Origin of the sequence: Streptococcus gingivalis, assembly GCF_035544715.1 — a bacterium.
Lineage (GTDB): Bacteria > Bacillota > Bacilli > Lactobacillales > Streptococcaceae > Streptococcus > Streptococcus gingivalis.
In genome coordinates, this window is the sequence record NZ_JAYKTO010000001.1 from 1,261,368 (window position 1) to 1,281,572 (window position 20,205).

The following is a 20,205-nucleotide window of genomic DNA, read 5'->3' on the forward strand; positions in this document are numbered from 1 at the left end:
AAAAGGTCGATAAAATCTATGCTATGTTCAAACTCTCATTTTACTAACAGCGATATTACGATCAAGTTTTATTGTCAATAGACATGTATGTGGGAAGTTCTCCCCTTGCAACAATGTAGACCTGTGATCTACTCTTACTAGTATACACTAGAATTATTACAAAATCAGTTAATTTGTATTGCAATTTGTTGGCAAATATCCCTCTGCCTGAAAACACCGCAAATGCTTGATTCCCAAGCATCTACGCAAGTCCTCTTTAATTAGTATTTATCATTTCTGTTACAAAATTTAAAATAAAAATATTATTCCATAATAAATGAAAATCCCAAAGCACGATAAAAAGAGGCTGGGACAAAAGTCCTAGCCTCTCAATTATTTTTGGATTGTCGAGCAAGACGCAGTGGTTGAGTGGGCTCTACTACGCTGATTTCATCAGCTTTTACAGCCCTACTCAACTGTGCGGAGGTGGGACAACGAAATCGAATTCTAACGAATTACCGATTTCTGTCCCACTCTCTTTGAGCTAGTAAGACGATTAGCCAGGCCGCAACATAGTGGCTACTATCCAACGATGAGAGGTATAGCCTCAATCGTGTAACAGTTACGACAGAAAATAAAGAAGGCCTATAACGCCTTCTTTATTTTCTTAGTAAGACACTTCGGCAAGGCACCATGGTGCTTGCCATAACAATAAATGCACCTGATAAATTAACCAAGGGGTTACGACGTGAAAAGGGAGGAACGATATTTTCCTCCCTTTGAGCTAGTAAGATGATTAGGTAGGCCGCAACATAGCGGCTACCGTCCAATGATTCGGTGCTTTAGCACCAATCATTGGTATCAGGTTACATCATCCCCCCCATCATGCTTGGATCCATTCCTGGTCCTGCTGGGGCTGCTGGTTCTGGTTTGTTGGCTACGACTGCTTCGGTCGTCAAGATCAGACTCGCTACGGAAGCGGCGTTTTGAAGGGCTGAACGGCTCACCTTCACTGGGTCGATGATTCCTGCATCAATCATATTCACCCATTCACCTGTTGCAGCATTGAAACCTGTTCCGACTTCGGCATTTTTCAAGCGATCAATCACAATAGATCCTTCGTAACCGGCATTGTGGGCAATTTGGCGCACCGGCTCTTCCAAGGCACGAAGAACGATATTGCGTCCGGTCGCTTCATCTCCTTCTAATTCAAGGGCTGCGACTGCAGAGATGACATTGACAAGAGCTGTACCACCTCCGGCAACGATCCCTTCTTCAACGGCTGCGCGAGTCGCATTAAGGGCATCTTCGATACGGAGTTTCATTTCTTTCAATTCTGTTTCTGTTGCAGCACCGACCTTGATTACGGCAACACCACCAGACAATTTAGCCAAACGTTCTTGTAATTTTTCACGGTCAAATTCAGAGGTTGTGGTTTCGATTTGTGACTTGATAACCGCAACACGGTTAGCGATCGCTTCTGGGTTACCAGAACCTTCGACAATGACAGTACTGTCTTTATCGACTGACACTTTAGCTGCTTGACCAAGTGCTTCAATGGTTGCATCTTTCAATTCCAAACCAAGATCGTCTGTAATGACTGTACCACCAGTCAAGATGGCAATGTCTTCTAGCATGGCTTTGCGGCGATCACCAAATCCTGGTGCCTTAACAGCTACGACATTAAAGGTACCGCGGATCTTGTTCAAGACAAGTGTTGGAAGAGCTTCGCCATCGACATCATCTGCGATGATCAAGAGTGGACGGTTGCTTTGAAGAATGCTTTCCAACAATGGCAAGATTTCTTGGATATTTGAAATCTTCTTGTCAGTGATCAAAATGTATGGATTTTCAAGGTCTGCCACCATCTTTTCATTATCAGTGACCATGTATTGTGAGAGGTAACCACGGTCAAACTGCATGCCTTCAACGACTTCCAGTTCTGTCTCCATTCCACGAGATTCTTCAATCGTGATGACCCCATCTTTGCCAACTTTTTCCATGGCTTCAGAGATGTACTCACCGACTTTTTCAGAACGAGAAGACACAGCAGCTACTTGAGCAATCGCTTCCTTGCTTGATACTGGGATCGCATTGTTTTTCAAAGCTTCTACTGCTGTTGCAACAGCGGTCTCAATCCCACGGCGGATGCCAATTGGGTTAGCACCTGCAGTAACGTTTTTGATCCCTTCACGGACGATGGCTTGGGTCAAAACCGTTGCGGTCGTTGTACCGTCACCTGCGATATCATTGGTCTTAGAAGCCACTTCTGACACCAATTTAGCACCCATATTTTCAAAATGGTCTTCCAATTCAATTTCTTTTGCGATGGTCACCCCATCATTTGTGATCAAGGGTGAACCAAATGATTTTTCAAGAACCACATTGCGTCCTTTAGGGCCCAACGTAACTTTCACTGTATCTGCTAAGACATCGACACCACGGACCATTGCAGAACGTGCATCAGATGAAAATTTAATATCTTTTGCCATTTCTCTTACCTCTTTCTTCTCTTACTCTACAATTGCAAGAATGTTTGATGTTCCAACGATGGTGTAGGTTTCTTCCCCATCTTTCACTTCAATTCCTGCATGGCTTTCAACCAAAACGTGGTCTCCTGCTTTTACAGCTGGAGCAATGAGTTCACCACTTAGGGTACGCACACCTTCACCAACGGCCACTACTTCAGCTGTTTTTGTATCAGCCTTGCTCGCACCTGCGAGGACAAAACCTCCAACAGTCTGTTCTTTTTCTTCTACTTTTAAGACCACACGGTCTCCTAATGGTTTTAACATGTTCATTCCTCCATACGTGTTTTTAGCACTCTCTATACATAAGTGCTAACTTATGTTTCTATTGTATCACTTGGTCAGAAATAGTCAAGAAAAAAACACCTCAAAAATAGATGAGATGTTTCTAAAATATCAATTTAAAATTGTCAATTTTTGATTGAAATCATCGATCACTTTTTGAAGATTGATCCGCCCACGGTAGATACCATATCCAAAAACAATCATGCCTAAAATTCCAACCAAGGCTAGTAAAATCCCGAGGATCAAGAGTGGGAGGAAACTTTTGTGAAAGAGATAGATCAATACCACACCAATACTGGCAATGATAAAGAGTAAGCTGAACCAACGACCAAGGTTTTCAAGCATGTGGCGTTGGTACTTGATTTCTGTTTCATATCCATTGACAAGTTCTTGTTTTGTAACCATGGGATTCCTCCTGATAAAAATTGAGAATGAAGTGCAAATAAAGGAGGTCAATTCACTTCATTCTCAAAAACTCCTACTAGCAAATTCGTTTTTTCTTTTCCTTAGTATTTAAGATGTGGATCAAAGATACCAAGGGCAACACCGATCAAAGCAACTACAACGAGAAGTAACATAACTTTGTTTGGTGAAATTTTTTTCTTAGACATCAACCACCAGCAAAGAGTGATGAAGGCTGCTGTCAAGAGACCTGGATAAACACCATCGATCTTTTCTTGGATGTTCAAGAAGACTTTTCCTTCAGAATTCTTGAATTGAAGGGCTGTTGTAACAGATACCCAAGTAGCTGCTACGGCACCGATAACCATACCACCGACAACGCTGATCGCTTTACGAAGAGCTTGTCCTTTTGGTCCTACAAGGAATTCAACGGCTTTATCCCCTAATTGGTAACCTTTGAAGAAGGCAAAGCGCATACCAAAGTAGACTAAGAGGTTCCATACGACGATATAGAAGAGGGCACCAGCGACGTTACCACCTTTAGAAAGTCCAAGGGCAATCCCCAAGAGAACTGGGATCAAGGTACCAACGACCAATGAGTCACCAATACCAGCGATTGGTCCCATCAAACCGGCACGCATACCGTTGATGGTTTCGCCATCTACTGCATCTCCGTTTGCACGCGCTTCTTCCAAACCAGCTGTGATCCCTACAACAAGAGATCCAAGTTGTGGTTCAGTGTTGAAGAAGGCCGTATAGGTTTGCATAGCATCCTTTTGTTCTTCTTTTGTGTCATACATTTCTTCTACGATTGGAAGCATAGAAGTCAAGTACCCGAAGGTTTGCATATGTTCTTGAGAGAAACAAGTCAAATGACCATAATACCAATGATGGAATGCTTTTGCTAATGTTTTCTTTGAAATTTTCTTTCTATCAGCCATTTTAAATATCCTCCTCATCATCGTCTAGGTCCACCACTCCGGCTGGAGCAGCTTTCATCGATTTGATCACTTCAAGTTCATAGTAGATTACTGCAAAGATTAATGAAACAACGGCACTGGATACCAAGTTCAATCCGAGAGATTTCGCCAAGGTAAATCCAACAAAGAATGGAATGAAGTCAGTTGCTTCTGTAACAATTTGTTTCAACAAGATGGCAATACCGACACATGGGAGAAGAGCACCGACTGTAAAGAGGGCTTTCATCCAGTAACCATCCATAGGAAGGTATTGTTTCATCAAATCAACCATGTTTTCACCGTATTTGGTGATAATCATTGTTGGAAGGAAAGAGAAGAGGAAGTGAGAGATCCAAGGGTAAACCCAGTCAACTGCGTAGAGTTTTTTGAAGTTTCCTTCTTCAACGGCTTTCCAACCAATGTGTTGCCAAACCAAGTTCATAGTAGCGGTACCGTAGAAAAGAACTGTACCGATTGTCCCAACGGCTGCACCGATTGGAGCTGCAGCTGCGGCGATTCCAGCTTCATCTGTGATGTTATTGGCATGCACAAACAAGATAGCAAGAGGAACACCGATGTAAGAGATGGCACGCACATCGGCAGATACAGTACCACCAGGTGTTACCAAGGCGATATAAACGACTTGAAGGGCAACCCCGACCATAATACCGGTTGTCACATCTCCAAGAATTAAACCTGAAATCAACCCACCGATCAAAGGACGACCGAGTGTATAGTTCCCGATACTGGAACCTCCCATACCAGGCATTGAAGACAAGCTGGCGAAAATACCAAGCAAGATTGCTTGAATCCATGAAATTGTCATAACAAACGCTCCTTTTGTTTGTAAATATATTTACCTAACAGATCAGACTGTTAGTTTTAAAAACCAAATTTTGATTTGAAATCATCCCAATACCCGATAGAAACATCTGGCAACAACTGGAATTTCACCTTGTAGCCTGCTGCTTGAATGGCTTGGAAGGCTTCTGCTTCTTCCTGAGTGATGGATTGGTTATTTCCCAATTTTACAGCTCCAGGACGATCATTTGCAGGGCCTACGATGATTTCTTTAACATCACCTGGGACAAACCCTTGGTCGACCAAAATTTCCTTCATATCGATTGGATTTTTGGTGATCAAGAAGTAACGACTATCTGATTCTGTTACTTTTGCTGATTTTTCTTTAAAGGCTTCCTTTGTCCATACAAAGGTTTTCTTGTCTGATGCGCCTTTGTAAGCTTGAATCAAAACCTTGTTTGATGCTGCTGCATCATTTACGGCAATCAAACCATCACATGGTTTTTCCTTTGCCCAGCGTGTGACTGTTTGACCGTGAATCATGCGGTCATCAATCCGTACAAATGTTACTACCATAAGGTACCTCCCTATTAAATATCGTCATCATCTTCTTCAGCACTTGTGGCTGAAACTTCAAAAGGCTGTAGTGCAGATCGTGCTTCTGATAAGATGGTGGCTGACAAATCGTCTCCATCGAGCACATCCTTCATCACAACTGCCGTCAAGGCCATGGTGAGGTTCATCCCACCAAGGATCAAGGCTCCATCAAGCTTTCCGGCTTCTTCTAGAACCGTGGCTGCAGTGGTTAATGGACTCCCCCCTACAATATCTGCCAAGACCAAAACAGAATCATCAGCTGTCAATCCTGAAATGCTCTCTCTAAAATCAACTGCGAAGTCATCGACTGATTTTCCTTCTTTGAGTCCAACTGCGATGACCTGATCCAACTTGTCACCAGCAAACATGGCTAGTGATGTTTTTAGACCTTCTGCCAGTCCACCATGACTGACCAAAATGAGGTATTTCATTTTTCTACGCCTCCTTTATTTGACTCTATTGTAGACTATTTGAAAGCGCTTTTACATTGTCAAATGTCACATTCCCAATATGACATTTAGCAATAAAAAAATGACATCTGTCACTTGACAAAATGCCATCTTATTTTACTCTAAACTCCTACCTGTAGACTACTTTCAATCTCCCTCTGAATTTGAGGCAAGCGGTTCTCAACATCTTGATCGCGCAAGGCATTGCCAATCAAGTAATCTAACTTTTCTAACAGCTCTTTTGAGACATTTTTCGGGCTACTTTCAACAGCTTGTTCCATGATGCGGTTCAAGGTCTGATTGGTCAAGGAATCCGTCCCAAAATCATCTACCTGCAGAAGGTCTTTACTAGAGCGACTCTTGACTACCTGTGGCATGACAGAGATCCCTTGGGATTGGGCAAAGAGGGTTTGTTGAATGTCTGGATCCTCTGTCAAAACTTGCATCAGTTCCCAAGCCAACTTGGAATGAGAACTTCGAGCTGACATAGCAAAAGAAGTCGTCGTGACCAAGGTTGCCTTGGTCGTTTTTGACTTAGCCGGCATCGGGATACAGGTCCAAGTGAAGTTTGAATATTTAGAAACGTGGTAGGGATAAGGTTTATAGGTCCGATATTGGGCCAAGGTCATGGGATAGAAGGCGACTTTCCCCTGGTCAAAATCTTTAGAACTCACCTTGTAATTTTTATTTAGATCTTCCAATTTTTGCAGAAAAGTCAGAGACTCTTTCACTTCTGGAGCTGTCAGCTTGAGCATGCCACCCTGGAAGAGATGACCTCCATTTGCCGCTAAGGCTTCTTTCCAGGTGTATTCTGTACTTCCAAATTGGTCCAATTGCCCATCCCCATTGGTATCCTTGGTTAGTTTCTTGCAAATCGTATAGAACTCTTCAAGGGTCCAACCTTTTTTGGGAACCGCGATGCCTTCTTTATCCAAGAGATCTTTATTGACACACATCAAAATCGGATTGCTTTCATAAGGTAAGGCATAGGTTTGCCCCTGATAGACACCGGATTCAAATGCAACGGGATAAAAGGCAGCTTGATCTTTTCGATCCATATAGCCGTTTAACTTTTCTAATACGCCTCGCGCTGCTAATAAGGTAAGATCTTGCTCAGAGACCATAAACACATCTGGCGTCTTTCCTGAGACAATCTTTTCAGAGAGCCAGTCTGAATAATCTGACTGCGGAATCCCGTTTTCATACTCTACACGGACGTGGGGATGGGATTTTTCAAATTTTTGAATCGCACGATCCAAGGCATGGGAACGTTGACTGGTCGGCACATCCCAGCTAGAACCTGCATAAACGCCGATATGGAGTACGGTCGGTTGCTGTTTCCACCAATAAAAACCTGCGCTCACACAGAGCACAACAAGGAGACCAATCCCCCAACAAAGATGCTTTCGCTTCAATTTCATTCTGTATTTCCTTTAGAAAAATCACGTCTCGTCACTCCTGTTTGGACTGACCAGATCGCTAATTGCGTTCGATCTCGTAGGTTTAATTTCGCCAAAATCGTTGATAAGTAATTGCGCACGGTTCCTTCTGATAAGAAAAGTTTGGCTGCAATTTCTTTATTGGACTCCCCATAGCCGACTTCTTGGATAATGCGCCATTCCGTCGTGCTCAAATCCTTGACATTGTCCTCATCTACAGCAATAGAGAAGTTGGTTTTGGCCATTTGTGAGAAAATTTGAAAGACTTTACTAGCGATATTCGGGTTGATCATAGCTCCGCCTTGATGCACCACCTTAATCGCTTCATAGAGTTCCTCTGTCGAGGCTCCCTTTAAAAGATAACCTGAAGCACCATACTTGAGTGCACTATAGATAAATTCATCATCATCAAAGGTTGTTAAAATAATAATTTTGATATCTGGGTAGTGTTCTTTGACCTCTTTTGTGGCTAAAACTCCATCCATGCCTGGCATCCGAATATCCATCAAGATCAGGTCAGGATGTGTCTGCGGAATGCTAGACAGGACGTGATTGCCGTCTTCCACTGTGGCCACCACTTCGATATCGGGGTGGGCTGACAAAATAATTTTCAGAGATTCTCGAATCAAGGCCTGGTCATCTGCCACCATTACTTTTATCACCATCTCTATCTCCCTTCTTTATATTTCGGTAAACTGACGCGCGTGAAAAATCCATCGCGGCTTTCAAATTGAAGCTGTCCTCCTAGGATGGAAATTCGTTCCATCATCTGCTTGAGTCCATAGCCATAGGTCAAGGTTTCAAACCCAACCCCGTTGTCCTGCAACTCGATCAGGTAATCTTCTTCATCCTCAAAAAAATGAAGGCTCATCTGACTGGCATGACCGTGGCGAACCGCATTAGTCATAGACTCTTGGATCACACGAAAGATCGTATCTTCAATCATGACGTCCATATCGACATCGACCCATTCATAGTGTAAATCAACCTGCAAATTGGAAAGTGTCTGGTACTCGCGGATCATCTTTTCCAAAGCATCTTTGAGAGTTCGTCCCTCAAGGGCACCTGGACGGAGGCGATTGAGAGAGCCCCTCACATCCTGGATCCCTTCACGAACCACTTCTGATACACTTTTCACCTGCTCTTTTGCCCGATTGGGATCGATATCAATCAAGACCCCAACAGCATCTAAGCCGGCCGAGATCCCTGTTAGCGCGTGTCCCAAGGTATCGTGAATCTCCCGAGCAATCCGCTTGCGCTCTCGATCCTCTGCAATTTTCTCAGACAAGGCCATATAGTTGTTCAACTCCGTATTGACCTTCGAAACCATGGCCAACTCTTCTTCCACTTCGTGGTTTTCCGCAAGAACATTCATAATATAGAACAAAAGCGAAATAATGAAGAGCACCATATTCAAGGCATAGAGGGAATTCTTTAAGAAAAAGGCCAGAATCCGAATGGAGGCAGGATAAAAATGAATATAGACATCAAGAGAAGGTATCGGAAAGAAAAGCGAAAAGACGTCTGAATTGGTCACAAGAAGCATCAAGAAACTCACTAGGATAAACGCAAACCAATACCTGCGGTCTCGCTTGGTATTCAACTCTTTGGAACCATAGAAGATATCTGCAAAAACCAAGAGAATGAGCCCGTTATAAGCAACATTTTGAACCCACATCAAGAGCAACATCAGGAGGATCTCCAGAATGTTCCACTTATCAAAAATGGACCATCGACTCGTTTGAGACCGGTAACGACTCATGGAGATCAAGGCAATTCCAGCAAATAAGAGCGCAGACAACCAAAAAGTTGTAGAGGGCGCAAAAGGAATGCGCTCTAAGCGTTCTACCAATAGAGAAGCTTGTCGTTGGGCAATGATATAGTTGGTTGCTTGAAGATAGATGATGCTGTTGAGCATCACAGCGATAAAATTCACGACCATCAGGATGGCCAAACTGTATCTCACACCTCTAAATTTTCTCATTACTGCCACCCATTCACATCAAAGTGATCGATGTTTTCCTTTGTCATCATTTGAACCGGAATGGTTATCTCTTTTTGGTAGCTCTTCCCATCAGCCATATCTTGGATGACCTCCATCACGCGGTCTCCCATCTTCAACGGAGACTGGGCAACGGTTCCTACGACATCATCTGTCGAGTGCAGCAAGGCTTTCATATCTGGTGAGCCATCAATCCCATAAATCGCAATGGAATGGGTGATTCCTTGCTCCTTGATCGCCGCTAAAGCTCCTATAGCCGATCGGTCATTCAGGGCAACTAGGGTATCAACATTCCCCCCTGACTGCAAGAACTTACGGACAGCGGGCATGGCGATCTCCGTCTGACCCTTGGTTTCTAGTTCCGAGATGATCTCATAAGATCCATGTCCTTTGATGGTATCCTTAAATCCCTGAATCCGCGTATCTGCCGAAACAGTCCCTTTGTGCTCCAAGAGAAGGATCCGAGCATTTGAAGAGCGTTTCATCAACTCTTTCGCAATCAAGACTCCTGCTTGGTAGTTGTCGGAGACAATGCTGGCATCCGGCTTAAAATGCTTGAGCTGGGTATCAACTGCAATGATCTTAATTCCTTGTTTTCTAGCTTTTTTAAGAGCCCTTAAAATCGGCTGACTATCCCCTTTGACCGGATTAATCACAATCACATTTACTTTTTGAGCGCAAAAATCATCGATCTGCTGGCTCTGCCTTTTTTCATCCAATTCCGGATCTCGAACAGATACAAGAGCCCCTCTCTCATCGGCAATCCGACTAATTTCCGAATGAATACTTTTATAGAACTCATTGTTCATGGTCATATAGGTGACACCAATCTTGGTCTGATCCTTGATGCTACTGGTTTGACAAACAGCATAGATCCACAAGAGGAGGCAGGCCACTGGAATCACCAGTAGAACCCGTTTTATCAGCCATTTTAACAGTTCTTTTCTTTCTTCTTTCCTCTTCAAACTCCGTTCCTTTTCTGAAAATTTTGAATATATATTACTTTATTTTACTACTTTTTCAAGAAAAGTGCTGGCTTTTATTGTACAGATGCATATTTTTGATTTATTTTTAAAAGAGTCGTTCCCGAATAAAATCCCTAGCAAGTATCAAAAAAGCTGGTCTATAAACGAACCAGCTTTCTTTTTTGATCCTAAAAGGGAAGATCTTCCTCTTCTAAGATGATATCGGCTAAATCTCCCGTTCCACCATTTTCACGCATCGCTCGCTGAGCGCGGCTCTCTAGCAACTGAAAACTTTGGCAGAGGACCTCTGTCACATACTGCATAACTCCATTTTTCTCGTAGCGGCGCGTCCGAATCTCTCCATCCAAAGAGATCAGGCTCCCTTTGCTAGCATAACTAGCCATGGTTTCAGCCAATTTCCCCCAGACAACGACATTGACAAAATCAGTCTCTCGCTCCCCGTTTTGGTCCTTGTAGCGACGATTGACCGCAACGGTCACTCGGGCAACGGATTTGTCTGTGCTGGTTTTATGCAATTCTGGGGCCGCTACTAGGCGACCGATTAAAATAACTTTATTATACATCATTTACCTCCTATCTATTTATTCGAAAAAATTTCAAAAAATGGAGGTGACAAACCAAAATCAAAAAAATCTAGGATCCAAAACATCCTAGATTCTTCTCTTTATTCGTGCCAGTGACGAGCAGGATCAAAAGGTGTCCCTGCTACTTCTGCGTCATCCAATTCAATAATGCCTCGTTTTTGAGGAGCATTTGGCAAGTGCAATTCGCGCGGACTGCACATCATCCCATAGCTTTTTTCTCCACGAAGGGCCCCTGGGAAAATCAAGCTACCATCCGGCATCATGGCACCTGGAAGAGCGACAATGGTCTTGAGACCCACTCGCGCATTTGGAGCTCCAGCTACGATCTGAACCGTCTTATCTGGTCCAACTGCTACTTGGCAGATATTCAAGTGGTCACTATCTGGATGGGCTACCATTTCAAGGATTTCTCCCACCACAAATTTTGGTTCCCGATCATTGACCAAACGTTCTGCGAAGCCTTCTCTTTCCAATTCTTGATTCAAACGAGCTACTTGCTCATCTGTCAAAAAGACTTGGCCCTTGCCTTCGATGGCGAAGAAAGATGAGGCATCAAAAATATTCCAGGCAACGGTTTCTTGCTTGTCCTCACGGTAAACGCGAGCCACTTTTCCTTTTCTCTCCACCGCGAGCTTTGCTTCTCCACTATTTTTCAAGGTCAGCATCAAGACATCGCCGACTTGTTCTTTGTTGTATGTTACAATCATGTTTTTCTCCTATTTTAATCCTGCTAAGAATGCTGTAAGCTGCGCCTTGGTTTTTCGATCCCGATTGACAAACCGACCGATTTCCTTATCCTTTTCCAGAACCACCAAACTTGGGATCCCATAAACATCCCAGACTTTCGCCAGATCCATATAGGCATCTCGGTCAATCAAGATAAAGGTAAATTCGGGATTTTCAGCTTCAATCTCCGGCAAAAAAGGCTTGAGGTAACGACAATCCCCACACCAGTCGGCTGAAAAGACAAACACTTTCTTGCCATCTTGCTCTACATATGAAGCAATTTCTTCTAGAGAATTTGGTATAATCATAGTTTTTCCTCTTCGTAATGCAAGAGACCGTCCTCGTAGATAAAGCGGTAATGGCGCTCATCTTCAAAAATGACACCACCTACTAAGCGCTCTTCACTAGACTCGTAGAGTTCCACATACAGAGTCGCAATCGTCCCCATGGCTTCCATTTGCTCCCGTACTTCTGCTACCAACTCTTCTTGGGTACGGAGACGCTTTTGATCTTTGGCGATTTTATAAACACCGGCCGCAAGAGCTCCTGCACTTGCTACAGCCAGACTAGACAAAATAATTTTTTTAGCTTTCATAGTGCCTATTGTAACACAAAATAAGCAGAGGGACAACGGTCTAGGCTGGATCTCTCCCTCTGCTTTTTGAGATTGATTTCCATAATAACGCTACCATCCTTGTAGAAAAAGTGTTAAAATAGCATCAGAAAGAAGGTAACCTATGACTGATTTATTTTCTAAAATCAAAGAAGTAACTGAAATCCCTGCTATCTCAGGTCATGAAGCTCCTGTACGGGATTATTTGCGCCAACAATTGACCCCTCATGTGGACGAAATCGTGACAGATGGTCTCGGTGGGATCTTTGGGGTCAAACATTCAACAGCTGCCGATGCTCCTCGTATCTTAGTAGCTGCCCACATGGACGAAGTTGGTTTTATGATCAGCGAAATCAAAGCTGACGGAACTTTCCGTGTTGTCCCAATCGGAGGTTGGAATCCGATGGTCGTCAGCAGCCAACGCTTCAAACTCTTTACACGCGACGGACGTGAATACCCTGCTATTTCAGGATCTGTTCCTCCTCATTTGACACGTGGAACAGGTGGACCAACCGTACCTGCCATTAGCGACATCGTCTTTGATGCAGGCTTTAGCTCTAAAGCCGAAGCTGAAAGCTATGGGGTCCGTCCTGGAGATACTTTGGTCCCAGACAGCTCTGCGATTCTCACTGCTAATGGTAAAAACGTCATCTCCAAAGCATGGGATAACCGCTACGGCGTCTTGATGGTCAGCGAATTGGCTAAGAGCCTTTCTGGACAAGCCTTAAACAACGAACTCTATGTAGGGGCCAACGTTCAAGAAGAAGTGGGACTTCGTGGAGCTCACACTTCAACTACTAAATTTGATCCTGAAATCTTCCTTGCGGTAGACTGTTCGCCAGCAGCCGATGTCTTTGGAGACCAAGGTGCGATTGGGGAAGGAACACTGCTTCGCTTCTACGATCCAGGTCACATCATGCTACCAAATATGAAAGATTTCTTGCTCACTACTGCTGAAGAAGCAGGCATCAAATTCCAATACTATTGTGCCAAAGGTGGTACCGATGCAGGTGCAGCACACTTGAAGAATGGTGGAGTCCCATCAACCACCATTGGTGTCTGTGCACGTTACATCCACTCTCACCAAACCCTCTATGCCATGGATGATTTCTTACAAGCGCAAGCCTTCTTGCAAGCATTGGTTAAGAAATTGGATCGCTCTACAGTTGATTTGATCAAGCACTATTAAGTAGCATCGATCTGAAGCCCCGTAAGGGGCTTTTTTAGAGGAAAAACAAAGTTCTCTTTGAAACTTTCCAGCGTGAGTCACCATTGAGTCCCTTGGCATCCGCACTCTCCTTAGGAAAGTATCTTAGAATATTTTATCTTCCATCTGTTTTCTGATATAATATGAAAGAATGAAATGGTAGGGAACGGAACACTCATCCTTGGATTCGTGTGGCAGACCCTTCCCTTATATACAGGAGTTTTACATGAAAAAACAAGCTTTTAGTTCTGAAAAGTATTTGAACTTGCAACGTGACCACATTATTGAGCGGATCAACCAATTCGATGGCAAGCTCTACCTTGAATTTGGTGGTAAGATGTTAGAAGACTTTCACGCTGCTCGTGTCCTCCCTGGATACGAACCAGACAATAAGATCAAGCTGCTACAAGAATTGCGCGACCAGGTGGAAATTGTCATTGCCATCAACGCCAACAACATTGAGCACTCAAAAGCCCGTGGGGATCTAGGAATTTCTTATGACCAAGAAGTACTGCGTTTGATCGACAAATTCAATGAATTGGGGATCTTTGTAGGCTCTGTCGTCATCACCCAATATGCTGGACAAGCTGCAGCAGATGCCTTTCGCAAACAACTGGACAAGAGCGGGATCGCCTCTTATCTACACTATCCGATCAAGGGCTATCCGACTGATATGGACCACATCATCTCTCCTGAAGGGATGGGGAAAAACGACTACATCAAAACTAGTCGCAATTTGGTCGTTGTGACAGCTCCTGGCCCTGGTTCTGGTAAGCTGGCAACGTGTATGTCCAATATGTACCATGACCAATTAAATGGGATCAAATCCGGTTATGCTAAGTTTGAAACCTTCCCAGTATGGAATCTTCCTTTGCACCACCCAGTTAACTTGGCTTATGAAGCAGCGACTGCAGATCTAGACGATGTCAATATGATCGATCCTTTCCACCTCCAAACCTACGGGGAAACAACGGTCAACTACAACCGCGATATCGAAATCTTCCCTGTCTTGAAGCGCATGTTGGAACGCATCTTAGGAACCTCTCCTTACGCTTCTCCAACAGACATGGGCGTCAACATGGTTGGCTTTGCCATTGTGGACAATGACGCTGCGATTGAAGCTTCCCAACAAGAAATCATCCGTCGCTATTACCAAACCATTTTGGATGTTAAAGCAGAGCGTGTCGGTGAAGGAGCTGTCAAGAAGATCGAGCTCTTGATGAATGATTTGGGGATTACTCCAAATGATCGGAAAGTGACCGTGCTTGCCCGCCAAAAAGAAGAAGAAACAGGTGAGCCAGCCTTGGCCCTTGAATTACCAAACGGCGAGATGGTAACCGGAAAAACCTCTGATCTCTTTGGCCCAACCGCAGCCCTCTTGATCAATGCGATCAAGAAATTGGCACATATTGATAAAGAAACCAAATTAATCGAGCCAGAATACGTCCAACCTATCCAAGGCTTGAAGATCAATCATTTGGGTAGCCGTAACCCTCGTCTTCACTCAAACGAGATCCTCATTGCCCTAGCCATTACAGCTATGACCAATGAAGACGCTAAGCTTGCTATGCAAGAATTAGGCAAGTTGAAAGGCAGTGAAGCCCACTCAACCGTAATGCTGACAGACGAAGACAAGAATGTCCTTCGCAAGCTCGGTATCAACGTCACCATGGACCCTGTCTACCAGTACGATCGTTTGTATCGTAAATAAACTCAGACAAACAAAAACAATCCCTGTTTTAGGAATTGTTCAGATTGAAGACAAAGTCTTCTTAAAAAACTTTCCTTAGGTGAGTACGGACGTCAGCGAACTTCTACGAAGTTCCATGACTAATTATTGAGCCTAAGGTCTCAATAATTCCGAGTGCCTGAAACGGTATTGTTTCAGGCACTTTTCTCACGGCGGAAAGTTTCATTAGATGACTGAATAACTATAACGAGTATAATTTTTAAAGAATTGATTAGATTCTATTAAAGATTCGTTTATCTACGCTCTCAACAATCCCTGCTCGAGGGATTGTTTTTTTATAATGCAAAGAAGAGAAACTATTTGACAGCATCCCATAATTGGCGAATGGGCTTTCTTTGAACAGGGTCCACAAAATGAGGAGCAATTTCATTCAAAGATTCTAGGACAAAGGCACGTTCTGCCACATAAGGATGTGGCAAGATTAAGCTAGGACTGTAACAAATGGTGTCCCCCATATAGAGCAGATCTAGATCGATCACACGTGGCCCCCACTTGACCTCACGGACACGCCCCATTTCCTGCTCAATGACCAGTAAGGTCTCTAATAAATCCTCTGGGGTCATCCAAGTTTCAACCTCTGCCACCTGATTCAAAAAGGTGTCCTGCTCCACTCCTCCCCAAGGTTCTGTTTCAATCCTTGTGGATGTCTGAAGAAGGCGAATGCCTCGATCCTTGAGTTTTTCTAGCGCCGTCTCTAGTTGCAGTTGTTTATCTCCCATATTGGTGCCAAGCCCAATAAAGGCCCGTTTTTTCTCCCGTTCGATTGTCACAGAACAAGTCTCTAATGGCAAGGGAACAGGAGCCCAGGGCTTTTTCAACTCCAGACGAACTTTTTCTACAAAGGCATAGCTTTCGAAAATCTTTTGAACCAACTGAAAGGCCACTGTTTCAATCAGATCGATCTTTTCTGCCTGCATCCACTCGGTCAACTGTTCCGCCAAGATCCCATAATGGATTGAAGCTTCCAAATCACCTGTGCGGGCAGCACGAGTCATCTCATAATCTACCCATAGGTCTAGGACAAAGCGTTGTCCTAATTCTTTTTCTGCTGGAAAAACACCATGATAGGCGTATACCTCTAAGTCCTTGATCCGTAATTGATCCACTCTGTTCACCTCTTATAGCCAGCCATTAGTGGCCCATGAGTTTATAGGCTTCATTTTTTAAGTTTTTATCTGTCGCAAGCAGTCCACGCGCTGCAGTTGTCACTGTAGCGGTCCCAGGTTTACGGACACCACGCATGTTCATACACATATGCTCTGCTTCTACCCAGACAAGTGCTCCTTGTGCTCCAAGATATTCCATCAAGGCATCTGCGATTTCTACCGTCAAACGTTCCTGAATCTGTGGTTTTTTAGCGTAAACCTCGACCGTACGAGCCAGTTTTGAAAGCCCAGCCACACGGCCATTTGGAATGTAGGCAATGTGCACTTTTCCATAAAATGGCAAAAAGTGATGCTCACACATGGAATGGAAGAAGATATCCTTCTCGACCACCATATTGTTATCAATGATTTCAAATGATTTAGACAGGTGCTCTTCTGCTGTCTGCCCTAGTCCTGCAAAGATTTCTTGGTACATCTTGGCAATGCGGGTCGGCGTTTCCTGAAGTCCCTCACGGTTCTCATCTTCACCGACTGCCTCGATGATCATTTTCACTGCTTCTTCAATTTTCTTTGTATCCATATCATCTCCTAGTTGGATTTTTCTGTTTTTAATAAATAAGGTCGTACCTGACTAAGGAAGTAGAGCGACCCCGTTACAATGAGGAGCTCATCGCCTTCAGCTTGCCAGTTTTGTAGAAACTCTTGCCAGTTAACTTCCTCAAGCTGATGGTTTTTCGCAGCAGCTCTTATCTCTTCTTGAGAATAGGCTCTTGGATCTTCAAAAGTCGTGAGGATCAAGCGACTATTTTCTAGTTCCTGCCACTGAATGAGCATCTCTTCTAAGGCTTTGGTCCGGATGCAGGTAAAAAGAATGGTCTTTTTTTGGCCTGGGAACAGTTCCCGAAGACTTGCGATTAAAGGCGCAACGGCGTGGGGGTTATGGGCCCCATCTAGCAAGATCATGGGATTTTGCGAGACCACTTCCATCCGGCCAGGCCAGACGACTTGATGCAAGGCCTCATCCACTAACTCTCTTGACAAGAGTTCACGCCCTTCTCTTTCAAAAAGTACATCACAGATACTGATCGCAAGAGCTGCATTTCTGGCCTGGTGATGACCTAAGAGCGCTACTTGATAAGAGGCTTTTTCTCTTTTAGAACTGTGATAAGAAAATGATTGGCCTGATAGACAAGAGGCTTCTAGCTCAACTTGGTAATCTCTGTCATAGGCTGTTATCGGTGCCTGCTTCTGAATCGCAATACCTTCAATGACTTGGCTGGCTTCTGCTTCTAATTTCCCTAGAACCAGAGGAATTCCTGGCTTAATGATGCCTGCCTTTTCACGGGCAATGGAAGCCAGATCTGGCCCAAGAAGGGCAACATGATCCAAGCCAATCGAAGTGATCGCGGTCAGAACGGGCTGGCAGATGTTGGTACTGTCTAGTCGCCCCCCCATACCGACTTCCATAATCACATAATCCAGCTCCTCATGAGCAAAATAATCATAGGCGATCGCCGTCATCACTTCAAATTCCGTCAAACCTTGAAAGATGTCTCTTGATTCTTCAGCTTCCAAGAGCTGTTGGTAGCTATCCAGATAGGTTTGCAGGTCTTGATCGGAAATGGCTTCGCCATTAATGGTGATCTGGTCATTGTAGTGGATCAGATAAGGAGAGGTAAAGACTCCAATGCGTAAACCTGCCTGCCTCAAGAGTTGGGACAAGGTAGCAATGGTAGAGCCCTTGCCATTAGTCCCCGCAACATGAATGACCCGACAGTCTAGGTGAGGATTTTCTCTCAAAGCCAAGAGAGCTTCCATGCGCTCCAAGCCAAAATGTGGATCCTGCGAACGATAGGCTTCTAGCCAACGAAGATCCAACTGATGTTCTTTCGTCTTCATTTACTTGTATTGTTTTAAATTGGTATCTGCTGCCTCTTGGGCTTGGAAAATGGCTTGTCCCAGACTGGCTGCCATCTTGTGTAGGGGAATATCATGCACCCGCACCACTTCGACTCCTTGACTGGCTGCAATACTCGTCAAATGGCTCGAAGCCAGGTCCCGATTCCAAAAACCAGTCTCCGTTGCAGGATCTGTCTCAAATCCAGCTTCCTCAATAATGTTGACCACAAAGCGTTTGCGGGAGACCCCTAGAAAGATCGGATACCCCTTTTGGTGAATCGTCTCAAGTTCTTGTAATAAGAGTAAGTTCTCACGCTTGGTCAAACCAAAGCCGATCCCAGGGTCCAACATAATACGATCCGTCTGGACACCAGCTGCTTTCGCTACCGCAAGCGAGCGGTCAAAGAAGGTCCACATCAAGTCTTGAATCGGTTCTTGAGCCATCTGTTGAAGCTCTTGCTCTGAAAAGACTGGTTCGAAACCAAAACTTGGAAAGATAGTGGAACTTGGATGATGCGGTCTTGCCATCACTGGATTAAACATGAGAACTGCGCTCGCTTCATGCTCCGCGACGACAGCAGCCATCTTAGGATCTCCAAGAAAACCCGTAATATCGTTGACAATATCAGCCCCAGCTTCGAGCGCCGCCGCCGCCACCTGGGACTTCCAGGTATCCACTGAAATCAAGACATCACTTTCTTTCCGAATGGCTTTAATTACTGGAACCACGCGGTCAATCTCTTCTTGGATCTCTACATAATGACTACCTGGTCTGGTTGATTCTCCCCCGATATCGAGGATCTGAGCTCCTTCTTGGATCAGTTTTCTCGCCTGCTGCAAGGCTGCATCCAGACTCGTATACTTACCGCCATCAGAAAATGAATCCGGAGTGACATTTAAGATCCCACAAAGAAGGGTCCCTTGGCCACTCAGCCATTTATTATCAATCATTTTCGTTCTCCTTCGATTCCCTTCCTACAGCATGCTTGCGAACAAAAGAGGCTAGAACAAGTGTTCTAAACCCTTGAGTCTACTCTCCATACGGATTTCTGATTTTATCTGACCTTCTGTAGGATGGTTCTGCATCAAAACTCATTGGTACCTACCATTTTATCATAATTTATCATGGAAGAAAACTCTCGATACCGGCAATAAACAAAGGAGGAATACAGCAGGATAATAATAAGCTAGCGCATTCAAGGTCATATGGAGGCAAATACTGTACTCGATCCGCTGGTAGCGATAAGCCACCCAAGTTAAGATCAAAGACATACCTCCGTAGGCTACCCATTCCCCCAAGGCGCTCGGTCCATGCAAATAAGTAAAAAAGAGAGCACCGGCTAAGTAACCGATCGGTTCTGCTCCTCGAAAGATCAAACGAGGGATGATGGCCCGACAGAGCAGCTCTTCTAGAATCGGAGCAACAAGGATCACGACCATGCCCATAGCAAGAAAAGGAGCATGAGATTGCAGTTCATTCAGAGCCGCTTGGTTTGCCGTTGTACCACCTGCCTCTTGTTTCAACAAGGGATAGGCGAGCAGGTTATTAGCCATCAATAAGAGAAGAAAAAGAAAATTTCTCCCCAAAGCCGGCCAGGTAATGACCCGAACATCTAAGTTCTCCAGAGGGCTCTTTTTGATGACCTTATAAAAAACAAAGAGCACCGCCACTGTCACCAAGAGAGTGAGGACAGTGATCCACCTTGCATCTACTCCTTCTTGAAGGGAATAAACCATAGTGATGAGGGGAAATTGCGAGAGAAAGAACAAGGGCACAAAAAGAAGGAGCCAGAGGGCATTCTTACAAAATGGGTGCTTTCGAACAAAAGACTGTATATTTTTCAATGGACAACCTCTTTCTTGTATAAAATAAGAAGACTGGGGCTTTCGCCT

At 44.3% G+C, this 20,205-nt stretch carries 22 protein-coding genes; 2 read left to right on the plus strand and 20 right to left on the minus strand.

Annotated features, from left to right (window positions below; genetic code table 11):
• Positions 1 to 845: 845 nt before the first annotated feature.
• From groL to SM122_RS06260, 15 genes are all read right to left on the minus strand, one after another.
• Positions 846 to 2,471, minus strand: a complete 1,626-nt coding sequence (gene groL, locus SM122_RS06190; RefSeq protein ID WP_003004647.1) for a chaperonin GroEL — start codon at positions 2,469 to 2,471, stop codon at positions 846 to 848.
• Positions 2,472 to 2,492: 21 nt separating this feature from the next.
• Entirely contained in the window at positions 2,493 to 2,774 is a 282-nt protein-coding gene (gene groES / locus SM122_RS06195) for a co-chaperone GroES (RefSeq protein WP_003013619.1), read from the minus strand.
• A 129-nt stretch (positions 2,775 to 2,903) separates the two neighbouring features.
• Positions 2,904 to 3,197 (minus strand): hypothetical protein, encoded by a 294-nt coding sequence (locus SM122_RS06200; protein ID WP_003004348.1) that lies wholly within the window; start codon positions 3,195 to 3,197, stop codon positions 2,904 to 2,906.
• Between the two features lie 101 nt (positions 3,198 to 3,298).
• Positions 3,299 to 4,153, minus strand: coding sequence for a PTS system mannose/fructose/sorbose family transporter subunit IID (locus SM122_RS06205; RefSeq protein WP_037585172.1), 855 nt, complete (start codon positions 4,151 to 4,153; stop codon positions 3,299 to 3,301).
• A complete protein-coding gene (locus SM122_RS06210; protein ID WP_014712796.1) occupies positions 4,137 to 4,979 on the minus strand; it encodes a PTS mannose/fructose/sorbose/N-acetylgalactosamine transporter subunit IIC in 843 nt (280 codons plus the stop codon). The genes SM122_RS06205 and SM122_RS06210 overlap by 17 nt, the downstream gene beginning before the upstream one ends.
• A 56-nt stretch (positions 4,980 to 5,035) precedes the next feature.
• Positions 5,036 to 5,530, minus strand: coding sequence for a PTS system mannose/fructose/N-acetylgalactosamine-transporter subunit IIB (locus SM122_RS06215; RefSeq protein WP_000261775.1), 495 nt, complete (start codon positions 5,528 to 5,530; stop codon positions 5,036 to 5,038).
• Between the two features lie 14 nt (positions 5,531 to 5,544).
• Positions 5,545 to 5,982: a PTS sugar transporter subunit IIA gene (locus SM122_RS06220; protein WP_049499847.1), complete on the minus strand. Its 438-nt coding sequence runs from the start codon at positions 5,980 to 5,982 to the stop codon at positions 5,545 to 5,547.
• A 140-nt stretch (positions 5,983 to 6,122) separates the two neighbouring features.
• The gene (locus SM122_RS06225; RefSeq protein WP_195327203.1) at positions 6,123 to 7,421 is read right to left on the minus strand and encodes an ABC transporter substrate-binding protein; all 1,299 of its coding nucleotides are present in this window, start codon (positions 7,419 to 7,421) and stop codon (positions 6,123 to 6,125) included.
• Positions 7,418 to 8,101 (minus strand): response regulator transcription factor, encoded by a 684-nt coding sequence (locus tag SM122_RS06230; protein ID WP_070664840.1) that lies wholly within the window; start codon positions 8,099 to 8,101, stop codon positions 7,418 to 7,420. The genes SM122_RS06225 and SM122_RS06230 overlap by 4 nt, the downstream gene beginning before the upstream one ends.
• Positions 8,102 to 8,106: 5 nt before the next feature.
• Positions 8,107 to 9,423: a sensor histidine kinase gene (locus SM122_RS06235; protein ID WP_118095976.1), complete on the minus strand. Its 1,317-nt coding sequence runs from the start codon at positions 9,421 to 9,423 to the stop codon at positions 8,107 to 8,109.
• Positions 9,423 to 10,406, minus strand: coding sequence for a substrate-binding domain-containing protein (locus SM122_RS06240; protein WP_101770900.1), 984 nt, complete (start codon positions 10,404 to 10,406; stop codon positions 9,423 to 9,425). Before SM122_RS06240 ends, SM122_RS06235 begins: the two co-directional genes overlap by 1 nt.
• Positions 10,407 to 10,594: 188 nt before the next feature.
• A complete protein-coding gene (locus SM122_RS06245; protein WP_003004675.1) occupies positions 10,595 to 10,990 on the minus strand; it encodes a single-stranded DNA-binding protein in 396 nt (131 codons plus the stop codon).
• Between the two features lie 101 nt (positions 10,991 to 11,091).
• Entirely contained in the window at positions 11,092 to 11,718 is a 627-nt protein-coding gene (gene ytpR / locus SM122_RS06250; RefSeq protein WP_003009800.1) for a YtpR family tRNA-binding protein, read from the minus strand.
• Between the two features lie 9 nt (positions 11,719 to 11,727).
• Entirely contained in the window at positions 11,728 to 12,045 is a 318-nt protein-coding gene (locus SM122_RS06255) for a thioredoxin family protein (RefSeq protein ID WP_324737890.1), read from the minus strand.
• Positions 12,042 to 12,332, minus strand: a complete 291-nt coding sequence (locus tag SM122_RS06260; protein WP_031572648.1) for a DUF4651 domain-containing protein — start codon at positions 12,330 to 12,332, stop codon at positions 12,042 to 12,044. The genes SM122_RS06255 and SM122_RS06260 overlap by 4 nt, the downstream gene beginning before the upstream one ends.
• A 142-nt stretch (positions 12,333 to 12,474) precedes the next feature.
• Here SM122_RS06260 and pepA point away from each other — a divergent pair, with 142 nt between their 5' ends.
• Positions 12,475 to 13,539: a glutamyl aminopeptidase gene (gene pepA / locus SM122_RS06265; protein WP_014712788.1), complete on the plus strand. Its 1,065-nt coding sequence runs from the start codon at positions 12,475 to 12,477 to the stop codon at positions 13,537 to 13,539.
• Positions 13,540 to 13,783: 244 nt separating this feature from the next.
• A complete protein-coding gene (locus SM122_RS06270) occupies positions 13,784 to 15,268 on the plus strand; it encodes a DUF1846 domain-containing protein (protein WP_021154294.1) in 1,485 nt (494 codons plus the stop codon).
• A 335-nt stretch (positions 15,269 to 15,603) separates the two neighbouring features.
• Here SM122_RS06270 and folK read toward each other — a convergent pair whose 3' ends face one another.
• The 5 genes from folK to SM122_RS06295 form a co-directional block, all read right to left on the minus strand.
• Entirely contained in the window at positions 15,604 to 16,413 is an 810-nt protein-coding gene (folK, locus tag SM122_RS06275) for a 2-amino-4-hydroxy-6-hydroxymethyldihydropteridine diphosphokinase (protein WP_195327207.1), read from the minus strand.
• A gap of 25 nt (positions 16,414 to 16,438) precedes the next feature.
• A complete protein-coding gene (gene folE / locus SM122_RS06280) occupies positions 16,439 to 16,993 on the minus strand; it encodes a GTP cyclohydrolase I FolE (RefSeq protein ID WP_195327208.1) in 555 nt (184 codons plus the stop codon).
• Between the two features lie 8 nt (positions 16,994 to 17,001).
• Complete coding sequence (locus SM122_RS06285) at positions 17,002 to 18,312, minus strand: bifunctional folylpolyglutamate synthase/dihydrofolate synthase (RefSeq protein WP_195327209.1); 1,311 nt, start codon at positions 18,310 to 18,312, stop codon at positions 17,002 to 17,004.
• Positions 18,313 to 19,263, minus strand: a complete 951-nt coding sequence (gene folP, locus SM122_RS06290; RefSeq protein WP_155125028.1) for a dihydropteroate synthase — start codon at positions 19,261 to 19,263, stop codon at positions 18,313 to 18,315.
• 162 nt (positions 19,264 to 19,425) lie between these two features.
• Positions 19,426 to 20,157, minus strand: coding sequence for a CPBP family intramembrane glutamic endopeptidase (locus SM122_RS06295; protein WP_195327210.1), 732 nt, complete (start codon positions 20,155 to 20,157; stop codon positions 19,426 to 19,428).
• Positions 20,158 to 20,205 lie beyond the last annotated feature (48 nt).

What these genes read in the sequence shown, in the direction of transcription:
- groL (WP_003004647.1), bottom strand. Translation starts at nt 2,471, where the DNA reads ATGGCAAAAGATATTAAATTTTCATCTGATGCACGTTCTGCAATGGTC.
- groES (WP_003013619.1), bottom strand. Translation starts at nt 2,774, where the DNA reads ATGTTAAAACCATTAGGAGACCGTGTGGTCTTAAAAGTAGAAGAAAAA.
- SM122_RS06200 (WP_003004348.1), bottom strand. Translation starts at nt 3,197, where the DNA reads ATGGTTACAAAACAAGAACTTGTCAATGGATATGAAACAGAAATCAAG.
- SM122_RS06205 (WP_037585172.1), bottom strand. Translation starts at nt 4,153, where the DNA reads ATGAGGAGGATATTTAAAATGGCTGATAGAAAGAAAATTTCAAAGAAA.
- SM122_RS06210 (WP_014712796.1), bottom strand. Translation starts at nt 4,979, where the DNA reads ATGACAATTTCATGGATTCAAGCAATCTTGCTTGGTATTTTCGCCAGC.
- SM122_RS06215 (WP_000261775.1), bottom strand. Translation starts at nt 5,530, where the DNA reads ATGGTAGTAACATTTGTACGGATTGATGACCGCATGATTCACGGTCAA.
- SM122_RS06220 (WP_049499847.1), bottom strand. Translation starts at nt 5,982, where the DNA reads ATGAAATACCTCATTTTGGTCAGTCATGGTGGACTGGCAGAAGGTCTA.
- SM122_RS06225 (WP_195327203.1), bottom strand. Translation starts at nt 7,421, where the DNA reads ATGAAATTGAAGCGAAAGCATCTTTGTTGGGGGATTGGTCTCCTTGTT.
- SM122_RS06235 (WP_118095976.1), bottom strand. Translation starts at nt 9,423, where the DNA reads ATGAGAAAATTTAGAGGTGTGAGATACAGTTTGGCCATCCTGATGGTC.
- SM122_RS06245 (WP_003004675.1), bottom strand. Translation starts at nt 10,990, where the DNA reads ATGTATAATAAAGTTATTTTAATCGGTCGCCTAGTAGCGGCCCCAGAA.
- ytpR (WP_003009800.1), bottom strand. Translation starts at nt 11,718, where the DNA reads ATGATTGTAACATACAACAAAGAACAAGTCGGCGATGTCTTGATGCTG.
- SM122_RS06255 (WP_324737890.1), bottom strand. Translation starts at nt 12,045, where the DNA reads ATGATTATACCAAATTCTCTAGAAGAAATTGCTTCATATGTAGAGCAA.
- SM122_RS06260 (WP_031572648.1), bottom strand. Translation starts at nt 12,332, where the DNA reads ATGAAAGCTAAAAAAATTATTTTGTCTAGTCTGGCTGTAGCAAGTGCA.
- pepA (WP_014712788.1), top strand. Translation starts at nt 12,475, where the DNA reads ATGACTGATTTATTTTCTAAAATCAAAGAAGTAACTGAAATCCCTGCT.
- SM122_RS06270 (WP_021154294.1), top strand. Translation starts at nt 13,784, where the DNA reads ATGAAAAAACAAGCTTTTAGTTCTGAAAAGTATTTGAACTTGCAACGT.
- folE (WP_195327208.1), bottom strand. Translation starts at nt 16,993, where the DNA reads ATGGATACAAAGAAAATTGAAGAAGCAGTGAAAATGATCATCGAGGCA.
- SM122_RS06285 (WP_195327209.1), bottom strand. Translation starts at nt 18,312, where the DNA reads ATGAAGACGAAAGAACATCAGTTGGATCTTCGTTGGCTAGAAGCCTAT.
- folP (WP_155125028.1), bottom strand. Translation starts at nt 19,263, where the DNA reads ATGATTGATAATAAATGGCTGAGTGGCCAAGGGACCCTTCTTTGTGGG.